The sequence below is a fragment of the Saccharothrix sp. AJ9571 genome (assembly GCF_021725495.1).
Taxonomy (GTDB): domain Bacteria; phylum Actinomycetota; class Actinomycetes; order Mycobacteriales; family Pseudonocardiaceae; genus Amycolatopsis; species Amycolatopsis magusensis.
Map to the genome: position 1 here is coordinate 685,871 of NZ_CP091382.1, position 26,167 is coordinate 712,037.

A 26,167-nucleotide genomic window follows, 5' to 3' on the forward strand; every position below is an offset into this window, starting at 1 on the left:
ACATGACGCCGGTGAAGACCCCCGTCTGGCTGCCCTTGAGCGAAACCGGGTCGATGCCCGCCCGCTCCAGCGCCTCCCACGAGCTTTCGAGCAACAATCGCTGCTGCGAGTCGGTCGCCAGGGCTTCCCGCGGGCTCATGCCGAAGAAGGCCGGGTCGAACTGGGCCGCCTCGTGGAGGAAACCGCCCTCACGGGTGTAGGAGGTGCCCGGCCGCTCGGGGTCCGGGTCGTAGAGCGAGTCCAGGTCCCAGCCGCGGTCGGCGGGGAACTCGGTGATCGCGTCGGCACCCTCGGACACCAGGCGCCACAGGTCTTCGGGCGAGCTGACGCCGCCCGGGAACCGGCAGGACATGCCCACGATCACGATGGGGTCGTCGCCGTGAATGTGGCTTTCACGGCTTACCGCGGTGCCGTGAATGTGGCTTTCACGGCCCAGCAACTCGTCGGCCACGTAGCCGACCAGCGCGGTCGGGGTCGGGTAGTCGAAGATCAGCGTGGCCGGCAGGCGCAGGCCGGTGACCCCGCTGAGGCGGTTGCGCAGCTCGACCGCGGTCAGCGAGTCGAACCCGAGGTCGGAGAACTGCTTGGACGGCTCGATCTCGGTGGTATCGGTGTGCCCGAGCACCCCGGCCACCTGCGTGCGCACCAGGTCGAGCAGCAAGTCCAGCTGCTCGGCTTCGCTTCGCCCGGACAGCCGCCGGACCAGGCTCACCGCGGTCTCGGCACCGGCGACCGACCGACGGGTCCGCGTCCGGATCAGGCCCCGCAGCAGCGGCGGGACCTCGTCCTGCGCCCGCAATACCGGCAGGTCGAGGCGCACCGGGAGGACCAGCGGCTCCCCGGCCACGGCGGCGTCGAACAACCGCACGCCCTGCTCGACCGGCAGCGGCGGCAGGCCCGCACGCGCCAGGCGTTGCGTGTCCGCGTCGCCCGCCATGCCGGTTTCCCAGGCGCCCCAGGCTATCGAGACGCCCGGCAGGCCCTGGGCCCGGCGGTGGGCGACGAGCGCGTCGGCGAAGGCGTTGGCGGCGGCGTAGTTGCCCTGCCCCGCCCCGCCGAGCACCCCGGCGATCGAGGAGAACACGACGAACGCGTCCAGCTCACCCGTCAGCTCGTGCAGGTTCCAGAGCGCGTCGACCTTGGGCTTCAGCACGGCGTCCAGGCGCTCGGGCGTGAGCGAGCCGATGACACCGTCGTCGAGCACGCCTGCGGCGTGGATGACGGCCTTGACGTCGTGCTGCACCAGCAGCGAGGCCAGCGCGTCCCGATCGGCCACGTCACACGCGGCGACCTGCACGTTGGCGTCGATGTCCGACACGTCGGCGCGTCCGCTGCGGCTGACCAGCAGCAGCTCACGCACCCCGTGCTCGGCCACCAGGTGCCGCGCGATCTCCAGGCCCAGACCACCGGTGCCCCCGGTGATGAGCACCTGGCCGTCCCAGGCGATCGGCTCCCCCGCGGCGGCACGGGCGATCCGCGGGACCAGGATCTCGCCCTCGCGGATCGCGACCCGCGGCTCGTCGACCGCGAGAGCCCGCGGCAGCAGGTCATCCGAGTCGGTTTCGATCAGGCCGAACCGGCCCGGGTTCTCCGCCTGCGCCGAACGCACCAGTCCGCCGATCGCGGCTCCGGCCAGGTCACCGGGCTTGGTCACGAACACCAGGCGCGACTCGGCGAACCGGTCGTCACCCAGCCATTCCTGGAGCAGGCCGAGCACCTGGGTGGTCAGCTCGTGGGTCGAGGCAACCACGTCGGCGGCACCCGCGACCGGCAGCACCAAGGTGGCCGGTACGTCCACAATGGACGACAGTGGGCCGTCCAGCGTGACGACCGGCTCCTGCGCCGTCGCGGTGACCGTCCGCCACTCCAGGCCGTACAGGTCGCTCGCTCCGGCGGGCCGCTCGGCCGAGACCGGTCGCGTGACCAGGGATTCCACCGAGGCCACCGGCTCACCGGCGGGGTCGGCGAGCGCGATCGACAGCGTGTCGCCGTCCTGGGCCAGCCGGACGCGCACGGACTTCGCGCCGGTGGCGTGCAGCGACACCCCGGTCCACGAGAACGGCAGGCCCGGGGTCCCGGAACCGGCGACCAGCACGGCGTGCAGGCTCGCGTCCAGCAGCGCCGGGTGCAGGCCGAAGCCGTCTACCGAGGTGTCCTCCGGCAGCCAGACCTCGGCGTAGATCGCTTCATCGGCTCGCCACACGGCCCGCAGGCTTTGGAAGACGGGCCCGTAGGCGAACCCGTTGTCGGCGAAAGTGTCGTAGCAACCGTCCACCTCGACCGGCTCGGCGCCCTGCGGCGGCCAGACCGTGGCGTCGAAGTCGGCGCGGTACTCGCCGGTGGCCAGCGTGCCGGTGGCGTGCTGGGTCCACGGCAGGCCGTCCGCGCTTTCGGGCCGCGAGTACACCGCGAACCCGCCTGCTTCGTCGACCGAAACCTGCACCTGGACCGCGCCCTGGTCCAGGACGAGCGGCTCGGCGAGGGTCAGTTCGTCCACGCGGTCGTGGCCGAGTTCGTCCCCGGCCCGCAGCGCCAGTTCGGCGAACGCCGCGCCCGGCAGGATGACGCGGCCGTTGACCGCGTGCTCGGCCAGCCACGGCTGGGTCCCGGTGGAAAGACGGCTGGTGAACAACGCGCCTTCGCGCTCGGCGAGGTCGACGGCCGCGCCGAGCAGCGGGTGCTCGACCGCGGTCAGGCCCAGGCCGGAGGCGTCGCCGGGGCGGGTGCGCGCCGACGGCCAGAACCGCCGCCGCTGGAAGGCGTAGGTCGGCAACTCGACCTGGCGGGCCCCGGTCCTGGCGAAGATCGGCGCCCAGTCCACCGCGATGCCGTTGACGTGCAGCGCGGCGAGCGCGGTGACGGCGGCCAGTTCCTCGCCGCGGTCCTTGCGGTGGATCGGCACGACCAGCGCGTCGGGGGTGGATTCGCCCGCCATCGCGGCGAGCACCCCACCGGGTCCGAGTTCCAGGAAGGCGGTGATGCCCTCGCCGGTCAGCGTAGTGATGTGGTCGGCGAAGCGCACGGTGTCGCGGACGTGGCGGACCCAGTAGTCCACAGTGGTCACATCGCCGGGCATGGGGATGGTCGGCTCGTGGAAGGTCAGGCCCTCGATGGCGGCCCGGAAGTCATCCAGCATCGGGTCCATCAACGGCGAGTGGAACGCGTGTGAAACTTTGAGGCGCGTGGTCTTCTTGAAGCCCGCCGCGATTTCCAGGACCGCCGCTTCCTCACCGGCGATCACGACCGAGTTCGGACCATTGACCGCGGCGATCGAAACACCCTCGGTCAGGGTGATCTCGTCCTCGCGAGCCTTGATCGCCACCATGGCGCCACCGGTCGGCAACGCCTGCATCAGCCGCGCCCGAGCCGCGATCAGCGTGCACGCGTCTTCCAGGCTGAGCACCCCGGCCACGTGCGCGGCCGCGATCTCCCCGATCGAATGCCCAGCGAGCCGATCCGGCTTGATGCCCCACGACTCGACCAACCGGAACAGAGCCACTTCCAGCGCGAACAACGCAGGCTGCGCGTTCCCAGTCTGGTTCAACGCCTCCTGGTCGTCACCCCACATGACGTCACGAACGTCGAGGTGCTCGAAGACCTCATCCAGCGCGGCGGCGAAAACCGGGAACCGCTCGTACAGTTCACGGCCCATGCCGAGTCGCTGCGAACCCTGGCCCGAGAACAGGAAGGCCAGCGAGTGTTCGCCCGCCACTCCCCGCGCGACCTCGGCGCCGTCGACCAGCACCGCGCGCTGTTCGAAGGTGGACCGCGAGGTCAGCAGCGAGTAGCCGATGTCCAGCGGCGAAGCCTCCAGCGACCGGACGCGTTCGGCCTGCTCATCGAGCGCGGCCTCGGTCCGGGCGGACAGCACCCACGGCACCACGGCGGGTTCGACCTCGGCCGCCGCCGGGGTCACCGCCGTCTCCGGTGCCTGTTCGAGGATCACGTGCGCGTTCGTGCCGCTGACCCCGAACGAGGACACCCCGGCCCGGCGCACCCGGCCGACCTCGGGCCACTCCGTCCGCTCGGTCAGCAGCTCCACCGAACCGGCTTCCCAGTCCACGTGGGACGAAGGTGTACCGGCGTGCAGGGTTTGCGGGAGCACCCCGTGCCGCAGCGCCAGCACCATCTTCATCACCCCGGCGACACCGGCCGCGGCCTGCGTGTGCCCGAGGTTCGACTTGACCGAGCCCAGCAGCAACGGCCGCTCACGGTCCTGGCCGTAGGTCGCCAGCAACGCCTGCGCTTCGATCGGATCACCCAGCGTGGTCCCGGTGCCGTGACCCTCGACCACATCGACGTCCTGAGTGGACAGTCCAGCCGACGCGAGCGCCTGGCGGATGACCCGCTGCTGCGACGGCCCGTTCGGCGCGGTCAATCCATTCGACGCGCCATCCTGGTTCACCGCACTGCCCCGCACCACCGCGAGGATCTGGTGTCCGTTGCGCTTCGCGTCCGAAAGCCGCTCCAGCACCACCAGCCCGACACCCTCGGACCAGCCCACACCATCCGCGTCGTCCGAGTACGCCTTGCAGCGGCCGTCCTCCGCAAGACCACGCTGCCGGGAGAACGAGATGAACGTGCTCGGCGTGGACATCACCGTCACACCACCGGCCAGCGCCAGCGAACATTCCCCGCTCCGCAACGCCTGCATCGCCCAGTGCATCGCCACCAGCGAAGACGAACAAGCCGTGTCGACCGTGACCGCCGGGCCTTCCAGCCCCAGCGTGTAGGCGACCCGGCCGGAGGCCACACTCGGCGAAGTGCTGGTGCCCTCGTAGCCCTCGTCACCGTCGACGAGCTGGCCGTAGTCGTTGTACATGACCCCGGCGAACACGCCGGTCTGGCTGCCCCGCAGGGAAACCGGGTCGATCCCGGCCCGCTCGATCGCCTCCCACGAGGTCTCCAGCAACAACCGCTGCTGCGAGTCGGTCGCCAGTGCCTCCCGCGGGCTCATGCCGAAGAACGACGGGTCGAACTCGGGCGCGTTGTGCAGGAAGCCGCCTTCTCGCGTGTACGAGGTGCCGGGGTGGTCCGGGTCCGGGTGGTACAGCTTCTCCAGGTCCCAGCCGCGGTCGGCCGGGAAGCCGGACACCGCGTCGGTGCCGTCCACCGCCAGGCGCCACAGGTCTTCCGGCGTGCCGATGCCACCGGGGAAGCGGCAGGCCATGCCGACGATCACGATCGGGTCGTCGGTGACCGGCGGCAGCGTCCGCAGCGGCACGCCGGCGTCCGCGTCGGCACCGAGCAGTTCGTCCCGCAGGTATCCGGCGAGCGCGGCGGTCGTCGGGTAGTCGAAGATCAGCGTGGCCGGCAGCCGCAGGCCGCTCGCCGCACCGAGGCGGTTGCGCAGTTCGACCGCGGTCAGCGAGTCGAAACCGAGGTGCTTGAACTGCCGCGACGGCTCGACGCGGGTGGTGCCGCTGTGCCCGAGCACGGCGGCGACCTGGCCGCGCACCAGCTCGATCAGCACCTCGCGGCGTTCGTCCTCGCCGAGCGTGAGCAGGCGGCGCACCAGCGAATCGGCGGCCTCGGCGCCGACGGCGGATCGGCGCGCACGGGTCCGGATGAGGCCGCGCAACAGCGGCCGGACCTCGCCCTGCGCCCGGAGCGCGGGCAGGTCCAGGTGGACCGGGAGCACCAGCGGCTCCCCGGCCAGCGCGGCGTCGAACAGTGCGACGCCTTCCTCGGCCGACACCGCGCGCATCCCGGCGCGGGCCATCCGCTTCGCGTCAGTTCCGGCCATCATGCCGGTGTCCGCCCATGCGCCCCACGCGAGCGAGACGCCGGGCAGACCGGCGGCCCGGCGCTGGGCGGCGAGCGCGTCGAGGAAGGAGTTGGCGGCGGCGTAGTTGCCCTGCCCGGCGGTGCCGAAAGTCCCGGCGACCGAGGAGAACAACACGAACGCGTCGAGGTCGCCTGTCAGCTCGTGCAGGTTCCAGGCGCCGTCGACCTTGGGCCGCAGCACCTTGTCCAGGCTCTCGGGCGTGAGCGAGTCGACCATGCCGTCTTCGAGCACGCCTGCCGTGTGGATGACGGCCTTGACCTCGTGCCGCGCCAGCAACTCGGCCAGCGCCTCGCGGTCGGCCACATCGCAGGCCGCGACCTGCACGTCGGCGTCGATGTCCGACACGTCGGCCTGACCGCTGCGGCTGACCAGCAGCAGATCACGCACCCCGTGCTCGGCGACGAGGTGACGCGCGATCGCCAGGCCCAGACCGCCGGTGCCCCCGGTGATCAGCACCTGACCGGTCCACGTGATCGGCTCCTGCGCGGCGACCCGCGTGAGGCGCGGCACCAGGATTTCGCCGTCCTGGACCCGCACGTGCGGCTCGTCCACCGCGAACGCGTCGGCGGGCACGTCCGCATCGGTCTCGATCAGGCCGAACCGGCCCGGGTGTTCGGCCTGCGCCGAGCGCACCAGGCCGCCGACCGCGGCCGCGGCGAGCCCGCAGCCGGTCACGATCACCAGCCGCGAGTCGCGCTCCTCGGCCAGCCGGCGCTGGAGCACCCCGAGCACCTCGGCCGTCGCCGCGTGCGTCTCGTCGGTTTCGAGGCGGTACACCTCGTAGTCATCCGAAGTGGACTGAATGGCGGCGGGAACCCAGTCGATGCCGAACAACGCGTCGCCGCGCACGCCGGAGGCGCGATCGATCGGCCGGGTGGCCAGTGCGCCGATCGTGGCGACCAGCTGCCCGGACGGATCGGCGACGGCCACCTCACCGGAAGCGGAAAGCCGCACCCGCAACGAGGTCGCCCCGGTCGCGTGCAGGGAGACGCCTTGCCACGAGAACGGCACGCGAGCCTCACCACCACGGTCGGCGAAGGCCGCGGCGTGCAGACTCGCGTCCAGCAACGCCGGGTGCAGGCCGAAGTCGTCCACCTCGACGTCTTCGGGCAGGGACACCTCGGCGAAGAGATCGTCACCGCTGCGCCAGGCGGCACGCAGGCCTTGGAACACCGGCCCGTAGTCGATGCCGAGTTCGGCGAAGCGCTCGTAGCAACCGTCCACATCGAACAGTTCGGCCCCGGCGGGCGGCCAGACCGTCGCGTCGAAGGAGGAGCGTTCGGCGCCGGTGGCCAGCCCGCCGGTCGCGTGCTCGACCCACGGGGAGCCGTCCTCGGTGCGGCCTCGGATGGTCACCGACTGGCCGCTGACCCGCACCTGGAGCTGGACCGCGCCCTGCTCGGGCAGCACCAGCGGGGCGGCGAGGGTCAGTTCTTCGAGCCGGTCGCGGCCGATCTCGTCGGCGGCCCGCAACGCCAGCTCGACGAACGCGGTGCCGGGCAGCAACACCTGCCCGCCGACCCGGTGGTCGGTGAGCCAGGGGTGGGTCCACCGCGACAGCCTGCTGGTGAACAGCACCTCGTCTTCACCGAGTTCGACCGACGCGCCGAGCAGCGGGTGCTCGGCGGAGGTCAGGCCGAGGCCGGAAGCGTCCCCGGTGCCGAGCGCACCAGCCGGCCAGAACCGCTGGTGCTGGAAGGCGTAGGTGGGCAGCTCGATCCGGTGGGCACCGGGGTAGAACGGCTGCCAGTCGACCGGCACACCGTGGACGTGCAGCCGGGCGAGCGCGGTGATGGCCGAGGTTTCCTCCGGCTGGTCCTTGCGCAGGAGCGGCACCGCGAGCGCGGTCTCGGCGACCATCGCGGACAGCACGCCAGCGGGGCCCAGTTCGAGGAAGTACGCGTCACCGATGGCGGCCACGTTGTCGGCGAAGCGCACGGTTTCCCGCACGTGCCGCACCCAGTACTCCACGTTCGTGACGTCGCCCGCCATCGGGATGCGGGGTTCGTGGAAGGTCAGCCCCTCAATGGCTGCCCGGAAGTCGTCGAGCATCGGGTCCATGAGGGGCGAGTGGAACGCGTGCGAGACCTGGAGACGGCTGGTCTTCTCAAAGCCCGCCGCGATTTCCAGCACCGCGGCCTCATCACCGGCGATGACCACCGAGTTCGGGCCGTTCACCGCCGCGATCGACACGCCCTCGGTCAGCGTGATCTCGTCCTCCGCGGCCTGAATGGCGACCATGGCGCCACCGGTCGGCAGCGCCTGCATCAGCCGGGCACGGGCCTCGATGAGCGTGCACGCGTCCTCAAGCGAGAGCACACCTGCCACATGGGCGGCGGCGATCTCCCCGATCGAATGCCCGGCAAGCGACTGCGGCTTGATCCCCCACGACTCGACCAACCGGAACAACGCCACTTCCAACGCGAACAACGCGGGCTGCGCGTTGCCCGTCTGGTTCAGCGCTTCCTGGTCGTCACCCCACATGACCTCACGAACGTCGAGGCGCTCGAAGACCTCATCCAGGGCGGCGGCGAAAACCGGGAAGCGCTCGTACAGCTCACGGCCCATGCCGAGCCGCTGCGAACCCTGGCCCGAAAACAGGATGGCCAGCGGGCGCGACTCCGCCCGGCCCCGCGCGATCTCGGTGCCGTCGAGCAGCACGGCACGGTGGTCAAATGTCGAGCGCGAGGTCAGCAGGGAGTACCCGATGTCGGCCGGGGAGTCGGTCAGCGCACGGCCGCGTTCGAGCTGGTCGTCGAGCGCGGCCTCGGTCTTCGCCGACACCACCAGCGGAACCGCGTGCTCGACCGGAGTCGGCTCAGCGGGCTCCGCCGCCGAAGCCTGCTCCAGGATCACGTGCGCGTTCGTGCCGCTGACGCCGAACGAGGACACACCCGCCCGGCGCATCCGATCGACCTCGGGCCATTCCGTGCGCTCGGTCAGCAACTCGACCGAGCCGGTCTCCCAGTCCACATGGGACGAAGGTGCGTCGACGTGCAGGGTCTCGGGCAGCACCCCGTGACGCATGGCCATGACCATCTTGATCACGCCCGCGACACCGGCCGCCGCCTGCGTGTGGCCGAAGTTCGACTTGATCGAGCCCAGGAGCAACGGCCGCTGACGGTCTCGACCGTAAGTCGCCAGCAGCGCCTGCGCCTCGATCGGGTCGCCCAGCGTGGTGCCGGTACCGTGTGCCTCGACCGCGTCCACGTCCTGAGTGGACAGACCGGCCGACGCGAGCGCCTGGCGGATGACGCGCTGCTGCGAGGGACCGTTCGGCGCGGTCAGGCCGTTCGACGCGCCATCCTGGTTCACCGCGCTGCCGCGCACCACGGCCAGGATTTCGTGCCCGTTCCGCTGCGCGTCGGACATGCGCTCCAGCACGAGCAGGCCGACACCCTCGGAGAAACCCGCCCCATCGGCCGCGTCGGCGAACGCCTTGCAGCGGCCGTCAGCGGAAAGCCCGCGCTGACGCGAGAAGGTGACGTAGGTGCTCGGGGTGGACATGACCGTCACCCCACCGGCAAGCGCCAGCGAGCACTCGCCGGCCCGCAGTGCCTGCGCGGCCAAGTGGAGCGCGACCAGCGAAGACGAGCACGCCGTGTCGACCGTGACCGCCGGGCCCTCGAAGCCGAAGGTGTAGGACAGGCGCCCGGACGCCACGCTCAGCTGCGCGCCGGTGCCCTGGTAGCCCTCGTCGTTCTCGATCAGCGAGCCGTAGTCGTTGTACATGACCCCGGCGAACACACCGGTCTGGCTGCCCTTGAGCGAGGCCGGGTCGATGCCCGCGCGCTCGATCGCCTCCCACGAGGTCTCCAGGAGCAGGCGTTGCTGCGAGTCCGTCGCCAAGGCTTCACGCGGGCTCATGCCGAAGAACTCGGGGTCGAAGTCGGCGGCGTCGTGCAGGAAGCCGCCGGTCCGCGCGTAGGAGGTGCCGGGGTGGTCGGGGTCCGGGTGGTAGAGCCGGTTCAGATCCCAGCCGCGGTCCTCGGGGAACCCGCTGATCGCGTCGGTCCCGTTGAGCACGAGGTCCCAGAGTTCCTCCGGCGAGCTGACGCCACCGGGGAACCGGCAGCTCATGCCCACGATCACGATGGGGTCGTCGGCAACCTGGAGGACCTCGGTGCCGTGAATGTGGCTTTCACGGCCACCGAACAGCTCGTCGCGCAGATAAAGAGCCAGCACGGCGGGCGTCGGGTAGTCGAAGACCATGGTGGCGGGCAGCCGGAGTCCGGTCGCCGCGGTCAGCCGGTTGCGCAGTTCCACGGCGGTCAGCGAGTCGAAGCCCAGGTGCTGGAAGGTCTGCGCCGGGTCGACCGCCGCCGCGCCCGCGTACCCGAGCACCACGGCGACCAGCCCGCGGATCACCTCCTGCAGGGACTCGACGCGCTCGGCGTCGCTGAGCCCGGCGAGCCGCTGCACCAGCGAGTCGGCGGCCACTTCACCAGCGGCGGCACGCCGTGCGCGGGTGCGCACGAGCCCCCGCAGCAGCGGCGGCACCTCGCTGCGCGCCCGCAGCACCACCAGGTCCACGTTCATCGGCAGGATCACCGGCTCGCCGGTGGCCAGCGCCGCGTCGAACAACGCGACACCCTGCTCGGCCGACAGCGGCGGCATGCCGTCCTGGGCCAGGCGCCGCAGGTCGGCGTCGGTCACGCTGCCGGTCAACCCGATCGCGCGGTCCCAGGCGCCCCACACCAGCGAGACGCCGGGCAGTCCGGCGGCCCGCCGCTCGCGGATCAACGCGTCCATGGCGGCGTTCGCGGCGGCGTAGTTGCCCTGACCAGCGCCGCCGAACACCCCGGCACCGGCCGAGTAGACGACGAAGGCGGACAGGTCGCCGGTGAGTTCGTGCAGGTTCCGCGCGGCGTCGAGCTTCGGGCGGAGCACGGTGTCCAGGCGGTCCGGCGTCAGCGAGCCGATCACGCCGTCGTCCAGCACACCCGCGGCGTGCACCACGGCCTTGACGTCGTGCTGGGCCAGCAGTTCGGCGAGCTGGTCCCGGTCGGCCACGTCACAGGCCGCGACCTGCACGTGGGCCTCGATGTCGGACACGTCGGCCTGGCCGCTGCGGCTGACCAGCAGCAGGTTGCGCACGCCGTGCTCGGACACCAGGTGCCGGGCGAGCACCCCACCCAGCCCGCCGGTGCCGCCGGTGATCAGGACCAGTTCGTCGGGGTTCCAGGTGAACCGCTCCGCCGCGGCGGGCACGCGCGCGAGGCGCGGCACCAGGATTTCACCACCACGGATCGCGAGCTGCGGCTCTCCGGTGGCCACGGCCGACGCGACCAGCGCGAGGTCCTCGGCTTCGACCAGCACGAACCGGCCGGGGTTCTCCGACTGCGCCGAGCGCACCAGGCCCCAGACCGCCGCCGTGGCCTCGGTCTGCCCACGGGTGAGCAACACGAGCCGCGAATCGGCGAACCGCTCGTCGGCCAGCCAGCGCTGGAGCAGGTCGAGCGCGTGCGCGGTCAGCTCACGCACCGGGTCCAGCTCCGGCAGCGGCAGGACCACCGCTTCCGGAATGTCCTCAATAGACTCCAGCGTCTCGTGCACCGCCAGTACCGGCTCCGGACCGGCAGCGGGCGCGGGCACCCAATCGACCCGGAACAGGCCGTCGCGCGCGACATCGCCGAACTGGTCGGCGGACACCTCGCGGAGCACCAGCGAGTCGATCGACGCGACCGGGGCACCCGCGGCATCCGCGACCTCGACCGACAGGCCGTTGCCCTCGGCACGCAGGCGCACCCGCACGGTGGCCGCGCCGACCGCGTGCAGTGAGACACCTTCCCAGGAGAACGGCAGCGCCCCACCGCTCAGCACACCCAGCTCGGCGAGGCCCGCCGCGTGCAGAGCGGCGTCCAGCAGGGCCGGGTGCAGGCCGAAGCCGTCCGGCGAAACACCTTCCGGCAGGGAGACCTCGGCGAACACCTCGTCGCCGTGCTGCCAAGCCGCGCGCAGGCCCTGGAAGACCGGACCGTAGGCGAACCCGTCGTCCGCGAAGCGTTCGTAGCAGCCCTCCACCGCGAGGGCTTCGGCACCGGGCGGCGGCCAGTTCACGTGGTCGAAAGTGGACGGACGGCTGCCGTTGCTCAGGAACCCGGTGGCGTGCTCGGTCCACGGCAGGTCGACCGCGTCCTCCGGCCGGCTGTGCACGGTGAGCGGGCGCCGCCCGTGCTCGTCGGCCAGGCCGACGCGCAACTGCAACTGGACGGCCCCCTGCTCCGGCAGCACCAGCGGCGCCGCGAGCGTGAGTTCGTCGACCCGGTCGCAGTCCAGTTCGTCCCCGGCCCGCACGGCGAGTTCGACGAAGGCCGTGCCGGGCAGCAGCACCTTGCCGAGCACGGTGTGGTCGGCCAGCCACGGGTGCGACCGCAGCGAAAGGCGGCTGGTGAACACGTTCTCGCCCTCGGCCAGCTCGACCGCGGCGCCGAGCAGCGGGTGCTCCACCGCGCCCAGCCCGGCCGCCCGCACGTCACCGGCGCCGTTCGCCGCCGACGGCCAGTACCGCTGCCGCTGGAAGGCGTAGGTGGGCAGGTCGACGCGTTTCGCGCCACCGAAGAGGACCGGCCAGTCGACGCGGACCCCGGCGGTGTGCGCCTCGGCGACCGAGGTCAGGAAGCGGAGCGCGCCACCGTCGTCGCGGCGCAGGGAACCGAGCACCACCCCGTCCACCCCGGCGGCTTCGAGCGTCTGCTCGACCCCGACCGTGAGCACCGGGTGCGCGCTCGGCTCGACGAACACGTCGAAGCCGTCGTCGAGCAGGCGGCGCGTGGTGCGCTCGAACTCGACGGTCTGCCGCAGGTTCGTGTACCAGTACTCGGCGTCCAGCCCGGCCGTGTCGATCGGCTCGCCGGTCACCGTGGAGTAGAAGGAAATTTCCCCGGCCCGGGGCGTGATCGGCGCGAGGTCGGCGAGCACGCGCTCGCGGATCGCCTCCACCTGCACCGAATGCGACGCGTAGTCCACCGAGATCCGGCGGGCGCGCACGCCGTCCGCCTCGCACGCGGCGAGCAGTTCGTCGAGCGCGGCCACTTCACCGGAGACCACGGTGGCGCCGGGGCCGTTGATCGCCGCGACGGAAAGCCGGTCGTCCCAGCGCGTGAGGTCCACTTCGGCGGCCGGGAGCGCGACCGAGACCATGCCGCCGTGCCCGGCCAGGGAGTCCGCGACAGCCAGGCTGCGCAACGCGACCACGCGGGCCGCGTCTTCGAGGCTCAGCGCGCCGGACACCGCGGCCGCCGCGATCTCGCCCTGCGAGTGCCCGACCACCGCCTCCGGCTCGACGCCCATCGAGCGCCACAGCTCGGCGAGCGAAACCATCACCGCCCACAGGACCGGCTGCACCACGTCGACGCGATCGAGATTTCCCTGCCCGCGCAGGACGTCCACCAGTGACCAGTCGACGAACGGCTCCAGCGCGGCGGCGCACTCACCGATCCGGCGAGCGAACACCGGCGAGGCGTCCAGCAGTTCACGGCCCATGCCGACCCACTGCGAACCCTGGCCGGGGAACACGAATGCCGTCCGGCCGACAGCCGAAGCCACCCCGGTGACCACCTCGGCGGTGGTCTCCCCGGCGGCGAACGCGTCCAGCGCTTCGCGGTCGAGCACGACCGCACGGTGGTCGAGCGTCGCCCGGGTGGTCGCCAGCGAGAACGCGATGTCCTCAATGGACCCCTGAGCCTCGCGGATGCGCGCGGCCTGCGCGGTCAGCGCGGCTTCGGTCCTCGCCGAAAGCAGCCACGGCACCACTCCGGTCACCGGCGCTTCGGCAGCCGGCTCGTCCTCGACCGGCTCGGGCTCCGGCGCCTGCTCCAGGATGACGTGCGCGTTGGTGCCGCTGACGCCGAACGACGAGACACCGGCCCGGCGCTCGCGGTCCGGGCGCGGCCACGGGCTCTGCTCGGTCAGCAGTTCGACCGCACCGGCGGACCAGTCGATGTGCGAGGACGGCCGCTCGGCGTGCAGGGTCTTCGGCAGTGCGTCTTCGCGCATCGCCATGACCATCTTGATCACCCCGGCGACGCCGGCCGCCGCCTGCGCGTGCCCCAGGTTCGACTTGATCGAGCCCAGCTTCAGCGGGTGCTGCCGGTCCTGGCCGTACGCGGCCATCAGGGCGTGCGCCTCGATCGGGTCGCCCAGTGCGGTCCCGGTGCCGTGGGCTTCGACGGCGTCCACATCGGATGGCTTCAGGCCCGCGTTCGCCAGTGCCGCCCGGATCACGCGTTGCTGCGACGGGCCGTTCGGCGCGGTCAGGCCATTCGACGCACCGTCCTGGTTGACCGCGGTACCGCGGATGACCGCGAGGATGTTCCGCCCGTTGCGCTGGGCGTCGGAAAGCCGTTCCAGCACCAGTTGCCCGGCGCCTTCGGACCAGCCCATGCCGTCGGCGTCGTCGGAGAACGCCTTGCTGCGCCCGTCCGCGGCGAGCGCGCCCTGCTTGGTGAACTCGGTGAACGCACCCGGCGTGGACATCACCGCCACGCCACCGGCCAGCGCGAGCGAGCATTCCCCGCTTCGCAGCGCCTGCACGGCGAGGTGCAGCGCGACCAGCGAGGACGAGCACGCGGTGTCCACCGAAACCGCCGGACCCTCGAAGCCGAAGGTGTAGGAGACGCGGCCGGAGATGACGCTCGCGATCACGCCGGTGGTGGCCTCACCGGCGAGCAGGTTGGCGTAGTCCTGGCCGTTCGTCCCGGTGAACACGCCGGTTTGCGTGCCACGCAACGACTGCGGGTCGATCCCGGCGCGCTCCAGCGCCTCCCACGAGGTCTCCAGCAGCAACCGCTGCTGCGGGTCCATGCCCAGCGCCTCGCGCGGGGAGATGCCGAAGAAGCCCGCGTCGAAGTCGGCGGTGTCGTGGACGAAACCGCCTTCGGTGGCGCGGCTGGCCCCGGTGCGGAACAGGGTGTCGAGGTCCCAGCCGCGGTCGCCGGGGAACTCCCCGATGACGTCGCGGCCGTCGGCGAGCAGGTCCCAGAGCTGCTCCGGCGAGCGCACCCCACCCGGGTAGCGGCAGGCCATGCCGACGATGGCGATGGGCTCGGTGTGCTTGCGCTCCAGCTCCTGGACGCGCTCGCGGGCCCGGCGCAGGTCGACGGTGACCCGCCTCAGGTATTCGACGACCTTGTCCTGCTGCTCATCCTGCTGCACTGGTCCATCCTCTTTCTGCTGACTAGCCAGGAGGCATCACGAGAGGTCGGAGAGTTCCCCGTCGATGATGTCGAGTAGCCGGTCCACCGGGACCGAGTTGATGTCCTCTTCGGACGGACGAGCCGGGGCGGAACCGCGCAGCCGCTGCAGGATCGCCTCCAGCCGCTCGCCGATGGCCCCGCTGTCGGCGTCCTCGGCCCACAGCGCCGCCTCGAACCGGTCCAGTTCGCTGGCCGCCGATCCGCGCGGCTGCCCGGTCACCAGGTTCTCCGCCAGGTAGGCGGCCACCGCCCGCGGGGTCGGGTAGTCGAACACCAGCGCCGCGGGCAGCGAGATGCCCGACTTGGCCCGCAGCCGCTCGCGCATCTCCACCGCGGTCACCGAGTCGAACCCCTGCTCGCGGAACACCTTGTCCGCCGGGATCGCTTGTGGACGGTCGTGCCCGAGCACCGCCGCCGCTTCCGCGCGCACCAGGTCGAGCAGCACGCGGCCGCGGTCGGTCTCCGGCAGGCCCGCCAGCCGCTGCCGCAGTTCCGGCTCCTCGACGGGCTCCGGTTCGACGGTCACTTCCGGCAGGTCCGACAGCAGCGGGCTCGGCCGGGTCGCGGTGAAGCTGGGCGCGAACCGCTTCCAGTCCGTGTTCGTCACCGTCAGCAGGGTTTCGCCGTCCTCCAGCGCCTGCTGCATCGCCACCAGCGCCAGGCGCGGCTCCATCGGCAGCACCCCGATGCGGCGCATGTGCTCGGCCATCTCCGGGTTGTCGGCGCCGAGTCCGGCGTCGGCCCAGGAACCCCAGGCGATCGAGGTCGCCGCCCGGCCTTGGCCGCGGCGGTGCATCGCCAGCGCGTCCAGGAACGCGTTGCCCGCCGCGTAACCGGGCTGGCCACCGCTGCCCCAGCTGCCCGCGCCCGAGGAGAACAACACGAAGGCGTCCAGGTCGCCGGTGAGTTCGTGCAGGTTCCACGCGGCGGCCAGCTTCGACCGCAGCATGCCGTCCAGCTGCTCAGCGGTGACCGAGCCGATCGGCGCGTCTCCGACGCCCACCCCCGCCGCGTGCACGACGGCGTTCAGCTCCAGGCCGTCCAGCAGCGCGCGCAGAGCTTCCCGATCGGCCGCGTCGCAGGCGGCGACGGTCACCCGCGCGCCCTGGCTTTCCAGCTCGGCCCGCAGTTCCGCGGCTCCCGGCGCGTCCGGCCCGCGACGGCTGGTGAGCACCACGTGCTCGGCACCGCTGGCCACCGCCCAGCGCGCGACCTGTCCGCCGAGGCCACCGGTGCCGCCGGTGATCAGGACCGTCCCGCGCAGGCGCCAGTCCTCGGGCCGCGCGCCCGTGGCGGGGGCGTGCACCAGGCGGCGGCCGAAAGCACCGCCGGACCGCACGGCCACCTGGTCCTCTTCGCCGGTCAGCGCGGTGGTGAAGCGCTGCGCGGCCCGCTCGTCGAACTGCTCGGGCAGGTCGATCAGGCCACCCCAGCGCCGCGGCAGCTCCAGCGCGGCCGAGCGGCCGAGGCCCCACAACGCGCCCTGCTCGGGACGCAGCACCTCACCGGGGTTCGCGACCGCCACCGCACCACGGGTGACCAGCCAGACCGGGGTTTCGATCCCGGCGTCCCCCAAGGCCTGCACGACTTCGACGGAGTAGAGCAGTCCGGCCGGGACGGCACCGACCGGCGGCGCCTCGCTCAGGCCGGCCAGCGAAACGACCCCGGCGAACTCCTGCCCGGCGAGGTCCTCGAACCTGGCGGCCATCGCCTTGCGGTCGGAGACCTCGACGCGCACCACGTCCGATCCGAGCGCGGCGAGCACGGCGGTGGTCCACTCGTCCTCGCGGTCCAGCACCGCCAGCCACGGCCGGCCGGGCTTGGTGGAGCGTTCGGGCAGCTTCACCCACGATTCGCGGTAGCGCCAGGAGTCCACAACGGACTGCGCGCGCCGCCGGTTCCGCCAGGTCGCCAGCGCGGGCACCATGGTCGCGGCCGTCTGGGGGTCGACTTCGAGCGCGGAGGCGACGGTGTCCAGGTCGCCGTCGTCGACCAGGCTCCAGAACGCGGCGTCCACCGGGTCCGAGCCCGCCGCGGCGGCCGGGGCCGCGAGTTCCGGCCAGAACCGCTGCCGCTGGAAGGCGTAGGTCGGCAGGTCCACCCGCCGCGCACCGGTGCCGGCGAAGATCGCGCGCCAGGTCACCGGCACCCCGCTGACGTGCAGTTTCGCCAGCGCGGTCACTGCCGCGGTCTCCTCGCCCCGGTCCTTGCGCAGGACCGGCACCAGCGTCGCGTCCGGCGCGGAGTCGGCGGCCATCCCGGACAGCACGCCGTCCGGGCCCAGCTCGAGGAACACGTCGGCGCCCGCTTCGGCCAGCGTCCGCACGCCGTCGGCGAAGCGCACCGTGCCCCGCACGTGCCGCACCCAGTAGTCCGGCGAGCACAGTTCGTCCCCGGTGGCGACGCACCCGGTCAGGTTCGACACCACCGGCACCCGCGGCGCGGTGAACGACAGCCCCGACACCACCGCCCCGAAGTCATCCAGCATCGAGTTCATCAAGGGTGAGTGGAACGCATGGCTGACCGGCAAACGCCTAGATTTCCGCCCGCGCCCGGTGAACTCCGCCGCGATCCGGGCCGTGACCTGCGCGTTTCCGGAGATCACCAGTGAGCTCGGCCCGTTGATGGCGGCGATCGACACGTCGTCGGTGAGCAGTGGCGCGACCTCGTCCTCGGTGGCCTCGATCGCCACCATGGCTCCGCCCGCCCGTCGCCCACCACCACCCTCAACGGAGTCGCTGCGCGACGCTGAATCAACTCCAGGAAGGGCTTGCATGAGCCGAGCCCGCGCGTTGACCAGCGTGCAAGCGTCCTCCAGGCTGAAGACCCCGGCCACGTGCGCCGCGGCGATCTCGCCGATGGAGTGCCCGGCCAGGTAGTCCGGCTTGATGCCCCACGACTCGACCAGCCGGAACAGCGCCACCTCGATGGCGAACAACGCGGGCTGCGTGTGCCCGGTCTGGTTCAGCGCTTCCTCGTCCGTTCCCCACATCACGTCGCGGACGTCCAGGTGCTCCAGCACCTCGTCCAGCGCCGCCGCGAACACCGGGAACCGCTGGTACAGCTCACGTCCCATGCCGATCCGCTGCGAACCCTGCCCGGAGAACAGGATCGCCACCGACCGGTCGCCCGCTTCACCGCGCGCGACCTCGGTCAGCCCGTTCTCCGTGTCGTTGTCGGACAGCAGCACCGCGCGGTGCTCGAAGGCGGACCGCGAGACGACCGTGGAGAAGCCGATGTCGAGCGGGTCGCTGTCGACCGCACGCAGCCGCTCGGCCTGCGCGTCCAGCGCCGCCGCGGACCGGCCGGAGACCAGCCACGGCACCACCGACGGCGTGACCTCGGCGCGCTCGGCCACCTGCGGCTGCGGGGGCGCCTGCTCGATGATCACGTGGGCGTTCGTGCCGCTGATGCCGAACGAGGACACCCCGGCCCGCGCCGGGCGGTCCCGCACCGGCCAGTCCCGCGGCTCGGTGACCAGCTCCACCGCCCCCGCCGACCAGTCCACATAGGAGGAGGGACGATCCACGTGCAGCGTCTTGGGCAGCTTGCCGTGACGCAGCGCCTGCACCATCTTGATCACCCCGGCGACGCCCGCCGCGGCCTGCGTGTGCCCGAGGTTCGACTTCACCGAGCCCAGCAGAAGCGGCTGTTCGCGGTCCTGGCCGTAGGTGGCGAGTAGCGCCTGCGCCTCGATCGGGTCCCCGAGCGTGGTGCCGGTGCCGTGTGCCTCCATGGCGTCCACATCGGACGGCTTCAGCCCGGCGTTCGCCAGCGCCTGCAGGATCACCCGCTGCTGCGACGGCCCGTTGGGCGCGGTGAGCCCGTTCGACGCGCCATCCTGGTTGACCGCGCTGCCGCGCAGCATCGCGAGGATCTGGTGCCCGTTGCGCTTGGCGTCCGACAACCGTTCCAGCACCACGAATCCGACGCCCTCGGACCAGCCCGTGCCGTCCGCGGCCTCGGCGAAGGACTTGCAGCGGCCGTCCGGCGCGAGCCCGCCCTGCAGGGAGAACTCCACGAAGGTCTGCGGGGTCGACATCACCGCGACACCACCGGCCAGCGCCAGGTCGCATTCGCCGTCACGCAGCGACTGCCCGGCCCAGTGCATCGCGACCAGCGACGAGGAGCAGGCTGTGTCCACGGTGACCGCCGGGCCTTCGAGGCCGAGCGCATAGGCGACCCGGCCGGACACCACGCTGCCCGCGTTGCCGATGCCCCAGTACGCCTCCGAACCCTCCGGCGGCTCGGCCAGTCCCCAGCCGTAGTCGTGGTACATCACGCCGGCGAACATCCCGGTCTTGCTGCCGCGCAACGAAAGCGGGTCGATCCCCACCCGCTCGACCGCCTCCCAGGAGGTCTCCAGCACCAGCCGCTGCTGCGGGTCCATCGCCAGCGCCTCACGCGGGGAGATGCCGAAGAACCCGGCGTCGAAGTCGGGGGCGTCGTAGAGGAAACCACCCTGCTGGCAGTAGCTGGCGCCGGACTCGGATCCGAACAGCCGGTCCAGGTCCCAGCCGCGGTCGGCGGGGAAGTCCGAGACCACCTCGGCGCCCTCGGTGACCAGCCGCCAGAGGTCCTCCGGCGAGCGCACCTCACCGGGGTACCGGCAGGCCATGCCGACGATGGCGATCGGCTCGTCCGGGCCGGTCACCGGCTCGTCCACGACGATCGGCGCGGGCTTCTCGTCGAGCAGCACGGCCCGCAGGTGCCGGGCCAGCGCCACCGGCGTCGGGTAGTCGAAGGCCACCGTGGCGGTCAGGTTCAGCCCGGTCGCCGTGGCCAGGCGGTTGCGCAGTTCCACCGCGCTGACCGAGGTGAAGCCCAGTTCGCGGAAGGTCTTACCGGCGTTTGCCGGGGGTACGGGGGTCGTCCCCCGGGAATCACCGGCGTTTGCCGGGGGTACGGGGGTCGTCCCCCGGGAATCACCGGCGTTTGCCGGGGGTACGGGGGTCGTCCCCCGGGAATCACCGGCGTTTGCCGGGGGTACGGGGGTCGTCCCCCGGGAATCACGAGCTCCGGCCCGTTCGCCACCCGAGATACCGGGGATGGTCGCCACCTCGGCGCGGATCAGGTCGACCAGGAAGGTCTCCCGCTCCTCCACCGCCATCGCGGCGACCCGCTCCTTGAGGGACGCCGAATCCGGCTTGGGCGCGGTGTCGACCAGGCCCCGCAGCAGCGCGGGCACGGTCCGCGCGGCGGTCTGCTCGTTCACCCGCATCACCACGGCGTGCGGCAGGTCCATCGCGGTGACCGCGTCGAACATGGCCAGGCATTCCTGGGTGGACAGTTCGGCGGCCTGCGCGGCGGTGCCCAGCGCGACGCACACGGCAGGCAACCGGCGGGCGCGCCGGGCCTGCGCGAGCGCGGTCAGGAAGGCGTTGGCGGCGGCCTGCTCACCGCGCCCGGCGGCGCCGAGCGCACCGGCGACCGAGCCCAGCAGCACGAACGCGGCCAGCTCGGTGTCCTTGGTCAGCTCGTGCAGGTTGACCGCACCGTCCACGACGGACCGGAACGCCAGGCGCCGGTCCCCCGGCGGCGCGGCCGGGTGCTCCACCTCGCCGTCGCAGTGCAGCACGGCGGTGATCGGCCGCTTCAGCCCGCCGAGCACCTCCGCCAGTGCCGCGCGGTCGCCGATGTCGCAGGTCGCCGTGGTGACCCGGGCGCCGAGCTTCACCAGTTCCGCTTCGAGATCGGCGTTCGCCGGGTTGAGCAGCAGCAGGTTCCTGGCGCCGTGCGCGGTCACCAGGTGCCGGGTGAGCGCCACGCCCATCGGGCCGGTGGCGCCGGTGACCACGACCGTCCGCTTGGGATCGAGGTTCATCGGCTCGGCGTCGGTGGTCGCGGTGACGCGCATCAGGCGCGGGCGGAACGCGATCCCGCTGCGGATGGCCAGTTGCGGCTCGTCCGAGCCGACAGCGAACGGCAGCACCGGTGGGGAGTGCTCGTCGAGGTCGACCAGCACGAATCGGTTCGGGTACTCGGCCTGCACGGACCGCAGCAGCCCCCACAGCGACGCGTGCACCAGGTCACCGACGTCCTCACCGGCACCCGTGGCCAGCGCTCCCCTGGTCACCACGACCAGCTTGCACCCGGCCAGCCAGTCGTCGTGGGCCCACGACCACAGCAGGTCGGACAGTTCGCGCATCGCCTCGTGCGCGGCGTCGGTCCCGGTGCGGCCGCTGGGGCAGCACAGCACGGCGACCTCCGGCACCGGCTCGCCCAGCGACGCGGCCACATGCAACGCGGCGGCGTCGGCGTGTCCCGCCACCGACATGCCCGCGGCCACCAGGCCCTCGGCCAGTCCGAAGTGGTCGGTGCCGAGCACGGCCCATTCGGTCGGCAGCGGCTCGGTGCTGGTGCGGACCGACGGCAGCGGCACCCAGTCCGTGCGCAGGAGCGATTCGTGCCTGCCGCCGCTGGCCGCACGCAGGCGCGCCGGCCGGTCGAGCAGCACGTGCCGGGTGATCTTGCCCGACGGCGTCCGCGGCACCTCGTCGATCTCGTACAGCTCTTCGGGCACCTTGAAGTTGGACAGCTGCTCGCGGCAGGCGTCGAACAGGCGCTCGGGGTCGAGGCCGGGACCCGGGACGACGAAGGCGATCGGCACCTCGCCGAGCACGTCGTGCGGCCGCCCGACCACCGCGACGTCGGCCACGCCGGGCACGGTCCGGAGCACTTCCTCCACCTCGCCGGGGTGGATGTTCTCGCCGTTGCGGATGATGAGTTCCTTGATCCGCCCGGTGATCGTCAGGTACCCGGCTTCGTCGCTGCGGGCCAGATCGCCGGTGCGGTACCAGCCGTTGACCATCGCCTCGGCGGTCGCCTCCGGCTGGTTGTGGTAGCCGACCATCACGTTCGGGCCGCGGACCCACAGCTCACCCTCGTCGCCGGGTGTCACGTCCATGCCGGTGTCCGGGTCGACCAGGCGTACGGCCAGGCCGGGGATCGGCAGCCCGCACGAACCGTCCACCCTGGTCCCGGTGATGCTGTTGACCACGAAGGAACCGCAGGCCTCGGTGCTGCCGTAGCAGTCGAGCAGCGGCACGCCGAACACGCGCTCGAAGTCGTGGCGCAGGGCGGCCGGGCACACCGTGCCGCCGGTCATGCAGGCGCGCAGGCTGCTCGCGCGGACCTCGATGCCCTCCGCGGCTTCGAGAAGGTAGTGGTAGAGCGCGGGAACACCGGCCAGGAAGGTGTAGTCGTCCTCGCCGAGGGTGCGCAGCACGTCCTCGGCGGCGAAGCCGTCCATCAGGTGCGCGGTCGCACCCACCGCGGTCACGCCGAGCACGGTGAAGATGTGCGCGAGGCTGTGGTGCAGCGGCAGCGGCCAGAGCACCAGGTCCTCTTCGGACAGTCCGATGACCGGCGCGTAGCAGGCGGCCACCGACCACAGGCAGTTGCGCTGGGTGGACAGCACGCCCTTCGGTTTACCGGTGGTGCCGGAGGTGTAGAGCATCCAGGCGACGTCGTCGAGTTCCTGGTCGTCACGCGCGGGCAGGTCCGGCGGGGTGCTCATCAGGTCCTGGTAGGACACCACGGAACCGTGCTCGGGCAGCGGCTCGTCGCCGGTGACCACCACGCGCAGGTACGGCCGCCCTGGCAGCAGCGCGAGCACCTGCTCCAGGTGCCCGGGATCGGTGATGATCACGCTGGCGCCGCTGTCGTCGACCACGTGCTCGAGTTCGGCGGCCGCCGAGTGCGGGTTGAACGGCACGCCGACCCCGCTGGCCCTGGCGATGGAGAGGTAGCTCTCGATCACCTCGACCGAGTTGCCCAGGTAGATCAGCGCCCGGTCGCCGGGCTGCAGCCGCAGGCCCGCGAGGTGCCCGGCCAGCCGCCCGGTCCGCCGGTGCAGTTCCGCGTAGGTCACCGCCCGCCGGTGGTCGCGGAAGGCGACCTTGGCCGGCAGTCGCTCAGCGTGCGCGGCCAGCAGTTCGGGCAGTGGCCGGATCAGCTCTGTACGCAACATCAGCGGAACTCCCGGAGTAGGCGGTGCAGTTCACCAGCGCGATGCTGCCCGCCGCACAACGGTTATTTCCCTGCATCACCCCCTTATGACCCCCCTATCTTCTGCGGGGTGCAGTCATTTCCCTAGTGTGTGCGCGCTCGCGCCGATCCGGGCTCCGGTGGCTGGTAGCGTCCGTTTTCGTGCACATTTTCCACCGTTGACAGCCCACCAACCGTGTCGAAAAAGGTCAGTGCCAACGCAGGAGATGGTGCCGAATGCAGCCCACCATGCGCCGGATCGGCAGCGGCCTCGATCCGCTTCCCGCGGCCGAGCAGCCGAACTGGCGGCACCACCCCGACTTCGAGCGCACGCAACGGCGGCTGGCGGCAGCCGAACCACTGGTCACCGCGGGGGAACTGGCCGAGGTGAGAGCCGCGCTGGCCGCTGTCGCCGAGGGATCCGCGCGGATGCTGCAAGCGGGCGACTGCGCCGAAAGCTTCGGTGACGCGAGCCTTTCCCGCACAGCCGCCAAAGTCACCGTGCTCAACGACCTGGGCGACCTGTTCGGCAAGAAGCTTTCGCAGCCGGTGGTCCGCTTCGGACGGATGGCGGGGCAATACGCGAAACCGCGGTCGAACGCGTTCGAGACGGTCAACGGCGTCGAAGTGCCGGTGTTCCGCGGGCACCTGATCAACTCCGCCGAACCGGACCACGCGAGCAGGCAGCACGATCCGCGCCGCATGCTGTGGGCCTACCACGCCAGTTCCGAGGTGCTCGGCGCGTTGCGCACGCACTGGGAACCCGAGTCGCACAGCGGCCCGTGGACCAGTCACGAGGCTCTGGTCCTCGACTACGAACGCCCGCTGGTCCGCAGTGGACCGGGCGGCGACTTCCTCGGCTCGACCCACTTCCCGTGGATCGGCGAGCGCACGCGCCAGCTCGACCACGCCCACGTGCACCTGCTGGCGTCGGTGACGAACCCGATCGGCTGCAAGGTCGGCCCGGGCACGGACCCGGAAACCGCGCTGCGGCTGTGTGAACTGCTCGATCCCGACCGCGAGCCCGGCAGGCTGACGCTGATCGTGCGGATGGGCAGCGCGATCGAGCGGGCGCTGCCACCGGTGGTGCGGGCGGTGCGCCAGGCCGGGCACCCGGTGGTCTGGCTGAGCGATCCCATGCACGGCAACACCGTCCGGGCCGAAACTGGGCAGAAGACCAGGTACCTGAGCGACATCATCGACGAGGCCGCCGCGTTCACCCGGATCGTCGAGGAGCAGGGCGCCCACCCGGGCGGGCTGCACCTGGAGGTGGCGGCCGAGGACGTGACCGAGTGCGTCGGCGGGCCGGTGGCCGGCGAGCGGCAGCTCGGTGCCCGGTACCGGTCGCTGTGCGATCCGCGGCTGAACCCGGAACAGGCCTTCGAACTGATCGACACCGTCTACTGATACTGACGCGAGCGGGATGGAACTCATGCCAGAACCCAGGACGACCGCCGACGTGGTGATCGTCGGCAACGGACCGGCCGGTCAGACCCTGTCCATGCTGCTCGCCCAGCGCGGGTGGCGGGTGATCGTGCTGGAGCGCTGGCCGGAGCCGTACCCGTTCCCGCGCGTCAAGGGGTTCGACGGGGAGACCGCGCGCAACTTCGCCGCCGCGGGCATCGGCGAAGCCCTGCCGGAGATCTACGAACGGCTGGGCGAGTACGAGTTCCTCAACGCCGACGGCCAGCGGCTGATGCGCTTCGACGTCCCGTTCGAAACCGGCCGTGACGGCTGGCCACCCGCCGTGGTCATCCACCACCCCACCCTGGAAGCCGCGCTCTCCGAGCAGGCCGCGAAGCTGCCGACGCTGAAGGTGCTGACCGGCCACACCGCCATCGGCCTGGTCGACCACGAAGACCACGTCGAGGTCGAAGCGCCTGGGCCGAACTCCGAATACGACCGGATCACCGCGTCCTGGGTCATCGGCTGCGATGGCGCGAACAGCTTCGTGCGCGAGCACATCGGCTCCACGAACACCGATCTCGGCTTCAAGCAGGACTGGCTCCTGTGCGACGTGCTGTTCAACGAGCCGCGCGAGTTCCACCCGAACGACCGCCAGATCTGCGACCCCCTGCGGCCCACGACGATGGTGGCCAGCGGCCGGGGCCACCGCCGCTGGGAGTTCCGGCGGCTGCCGGGTGAGACGGTCGAGCGGATGAACCGGCCGGAAAACGTGTGGCGCCTGCTCAAACGCTTCGACGCGACGCCGGAGAACGCGACGCTGTGCCGGCACACCATGTACACCTTCCAGGCGCGGATCGCCGACAAGTGGCGGGAAGGCCGAGTCCTCATCGCGGGCGACGCCGCCCACCTCATGCCGCCGTTCGCCGGTCAAGGCATGTGCTCCGGTGTGCGGGACGCCGCGAACCTGGCGTGGAAACTGGACCTGGTCCTGCGCGGCGTCTCCGACCCCGCCCTGCTCGACGAGTACCCCGCCGAACGCGACCCGCAGGTGCGGCACGCGATCAACGTGTCGGTCGAGATGGGTAAGATCATCTCGGAACTGGACACCGTCGCCGCCGCCAACCGGGACGCCCACCTGCTCGGCATGCAAACCGCACCGTCCGCCGACGGCTCCTCCTCGGAGGACTCGTCCTCGTTCTACTCGCTGGAAGCCGGCGTCATCCGCCTGAACTCCTCCGGCGCCCCCTTGGGCCCCGCCGGGGAACTGAGCCCGCAAGGCCAAGTCGCCCGAGGCAGCGCGGTAGGCCTCTTCGACGACATCGTCGGCCGAGGCTTCGTGTTGATTTCGACTTTTGATCCTTTCTCGGTGCTGGACAGCGAAGACCTGGAGTTCCTGGACAACATCGGCGCCCACCTGGTGCGCGTCCTCCCCTCGGACACCTCGCCGGACGACGTGAAACCCCACGAGGTGGTCGACGTGCAGAACGTCTACCTGCCGTACCTGGCCGCGGCGAAGCAGGTCGGTGCCCTGGTACGCCCGGACTTCTACCTCTTCGGCGGCGCCACCGACCGCGCCGACCTGTCCACCCTGGTCCGGGAGCTGCGCACCCACCTCACCGCCCCCGCCAAGGTCCCCGCCCTACCCTGATGTCCCGAAAGCCACATTCGTGACACCGCCGGCCCCCTCCCGCGACACGAATGTGGCTTTGGGAGCCGATTCCGCCCCCAAAGCCACATTCGTGTCATCAGGTGCCCCCGATGCCACATCCGTACCCAGCGCACCCCT

The 26,167-nt window shown here is 71.7% G+C and carries 4 protein-coding genes (1 of these 4 only partly in view); 2 read left to right on the forward strand and 2 right to left on the reverse strand.

Going from position 1 to position 26,167, the window contains the following annotated elements:
• Both L3Q67_RS03005 and L3Q67_RS03010 read right to left on the reverse strand, forming a co-directional pair.
• Positions 1-14,944, reverse strand: partial view of a type I polyketide synthase gene (locus L3Q67_RS03005; RefSeq protein ID WP_499188073.1) — the 5' portion only. 18,125 nt of this gene lie to the left of the window's left edge; only the first 14,944 of its 33,069 coding nucleotides appear in the window; its start codon is at positions 14,942-14,944; the stop codon falls past the left edge of the window.
• A gap of 36 nt (positions 14,945-14,980) precedes the next feature.
• The gene (locus tag L3Q67_RS03010; RefSeq protein ID WP_499188074.1) at positions 14,981-22,957 is read right to left on the reverse strand and encodes a type I polyketide synthase; all 7,977 of its coding nucleotides are present in this window, start codon (positions 22,955-22,957) and stop codon (positions 14,981-14,983) included.
• Positions 22,958-23,211: 254 nt separating this feature from the next.
• On the opposite strand from L3Q67_RS03010, the gene L3Q67_RS03015 reads away from it, so the two are divergent.
• Together L3Q67_RS03015 and mhpA are read left to right on the forward strand one after the other, a co-directional pair.
• Positions 23,212-24,381, forward strand: a complete 1,170-nt coding sequence (locus tag L3Q67_RS03015; protein ID WP_499188075.1) for a 3-deoxy-7-phosphoheptulonate synthase class II — start codon at positions 23,212-23,214, stop codon at positions 24,379-24,381.
• A gap of 25 nt (positions 24,382-24,406) precedes the next feature.
• Positions 24,407-26,029 carry a bifunctional 3-(3-hydroxy-phenyl)propionate/3-hydroxycinnamic acid hydroxylase MhpA gene (mhpA, locus tag L3Q67_RS03020; protein ID WP_499188076.1) on the forward strand — a complete coding sequence of 541 codons (1,623 nt, stop codon included), beginning with the start codon at positions 24,407-24,409 and terminating at the stop codon, positions 26,027-26,029.
• The last annotated feature ends 138 nt before the right edge of the window (positions 26,030-26,167 follow it).

Bases quoted from the DNA above. Each gene is read 5' to 3' on its own strand.
- L3Q67_RS03010 (WP_499188074.1), bottom strand. From the start codon at position 22,957: ATGTTGCGTACAGAGCTGATCCGGCCACTGCCCGAACTGCTGGCCGCG.
- L3Q67_RS03015 (WP_499188075.1), top strand. From the start codon at position 23,212: ATGCAGCCCACCATGCGCCGGATCGGCAGCGGCCTCGATCCGCTTCCC.
- mhpA (WP_499188076.1), top strand. From the start codon at position 24,407: ATGCCAGAACCCAGGACGACCGCCGACGTGGTGATCGTCGGCAACGGA.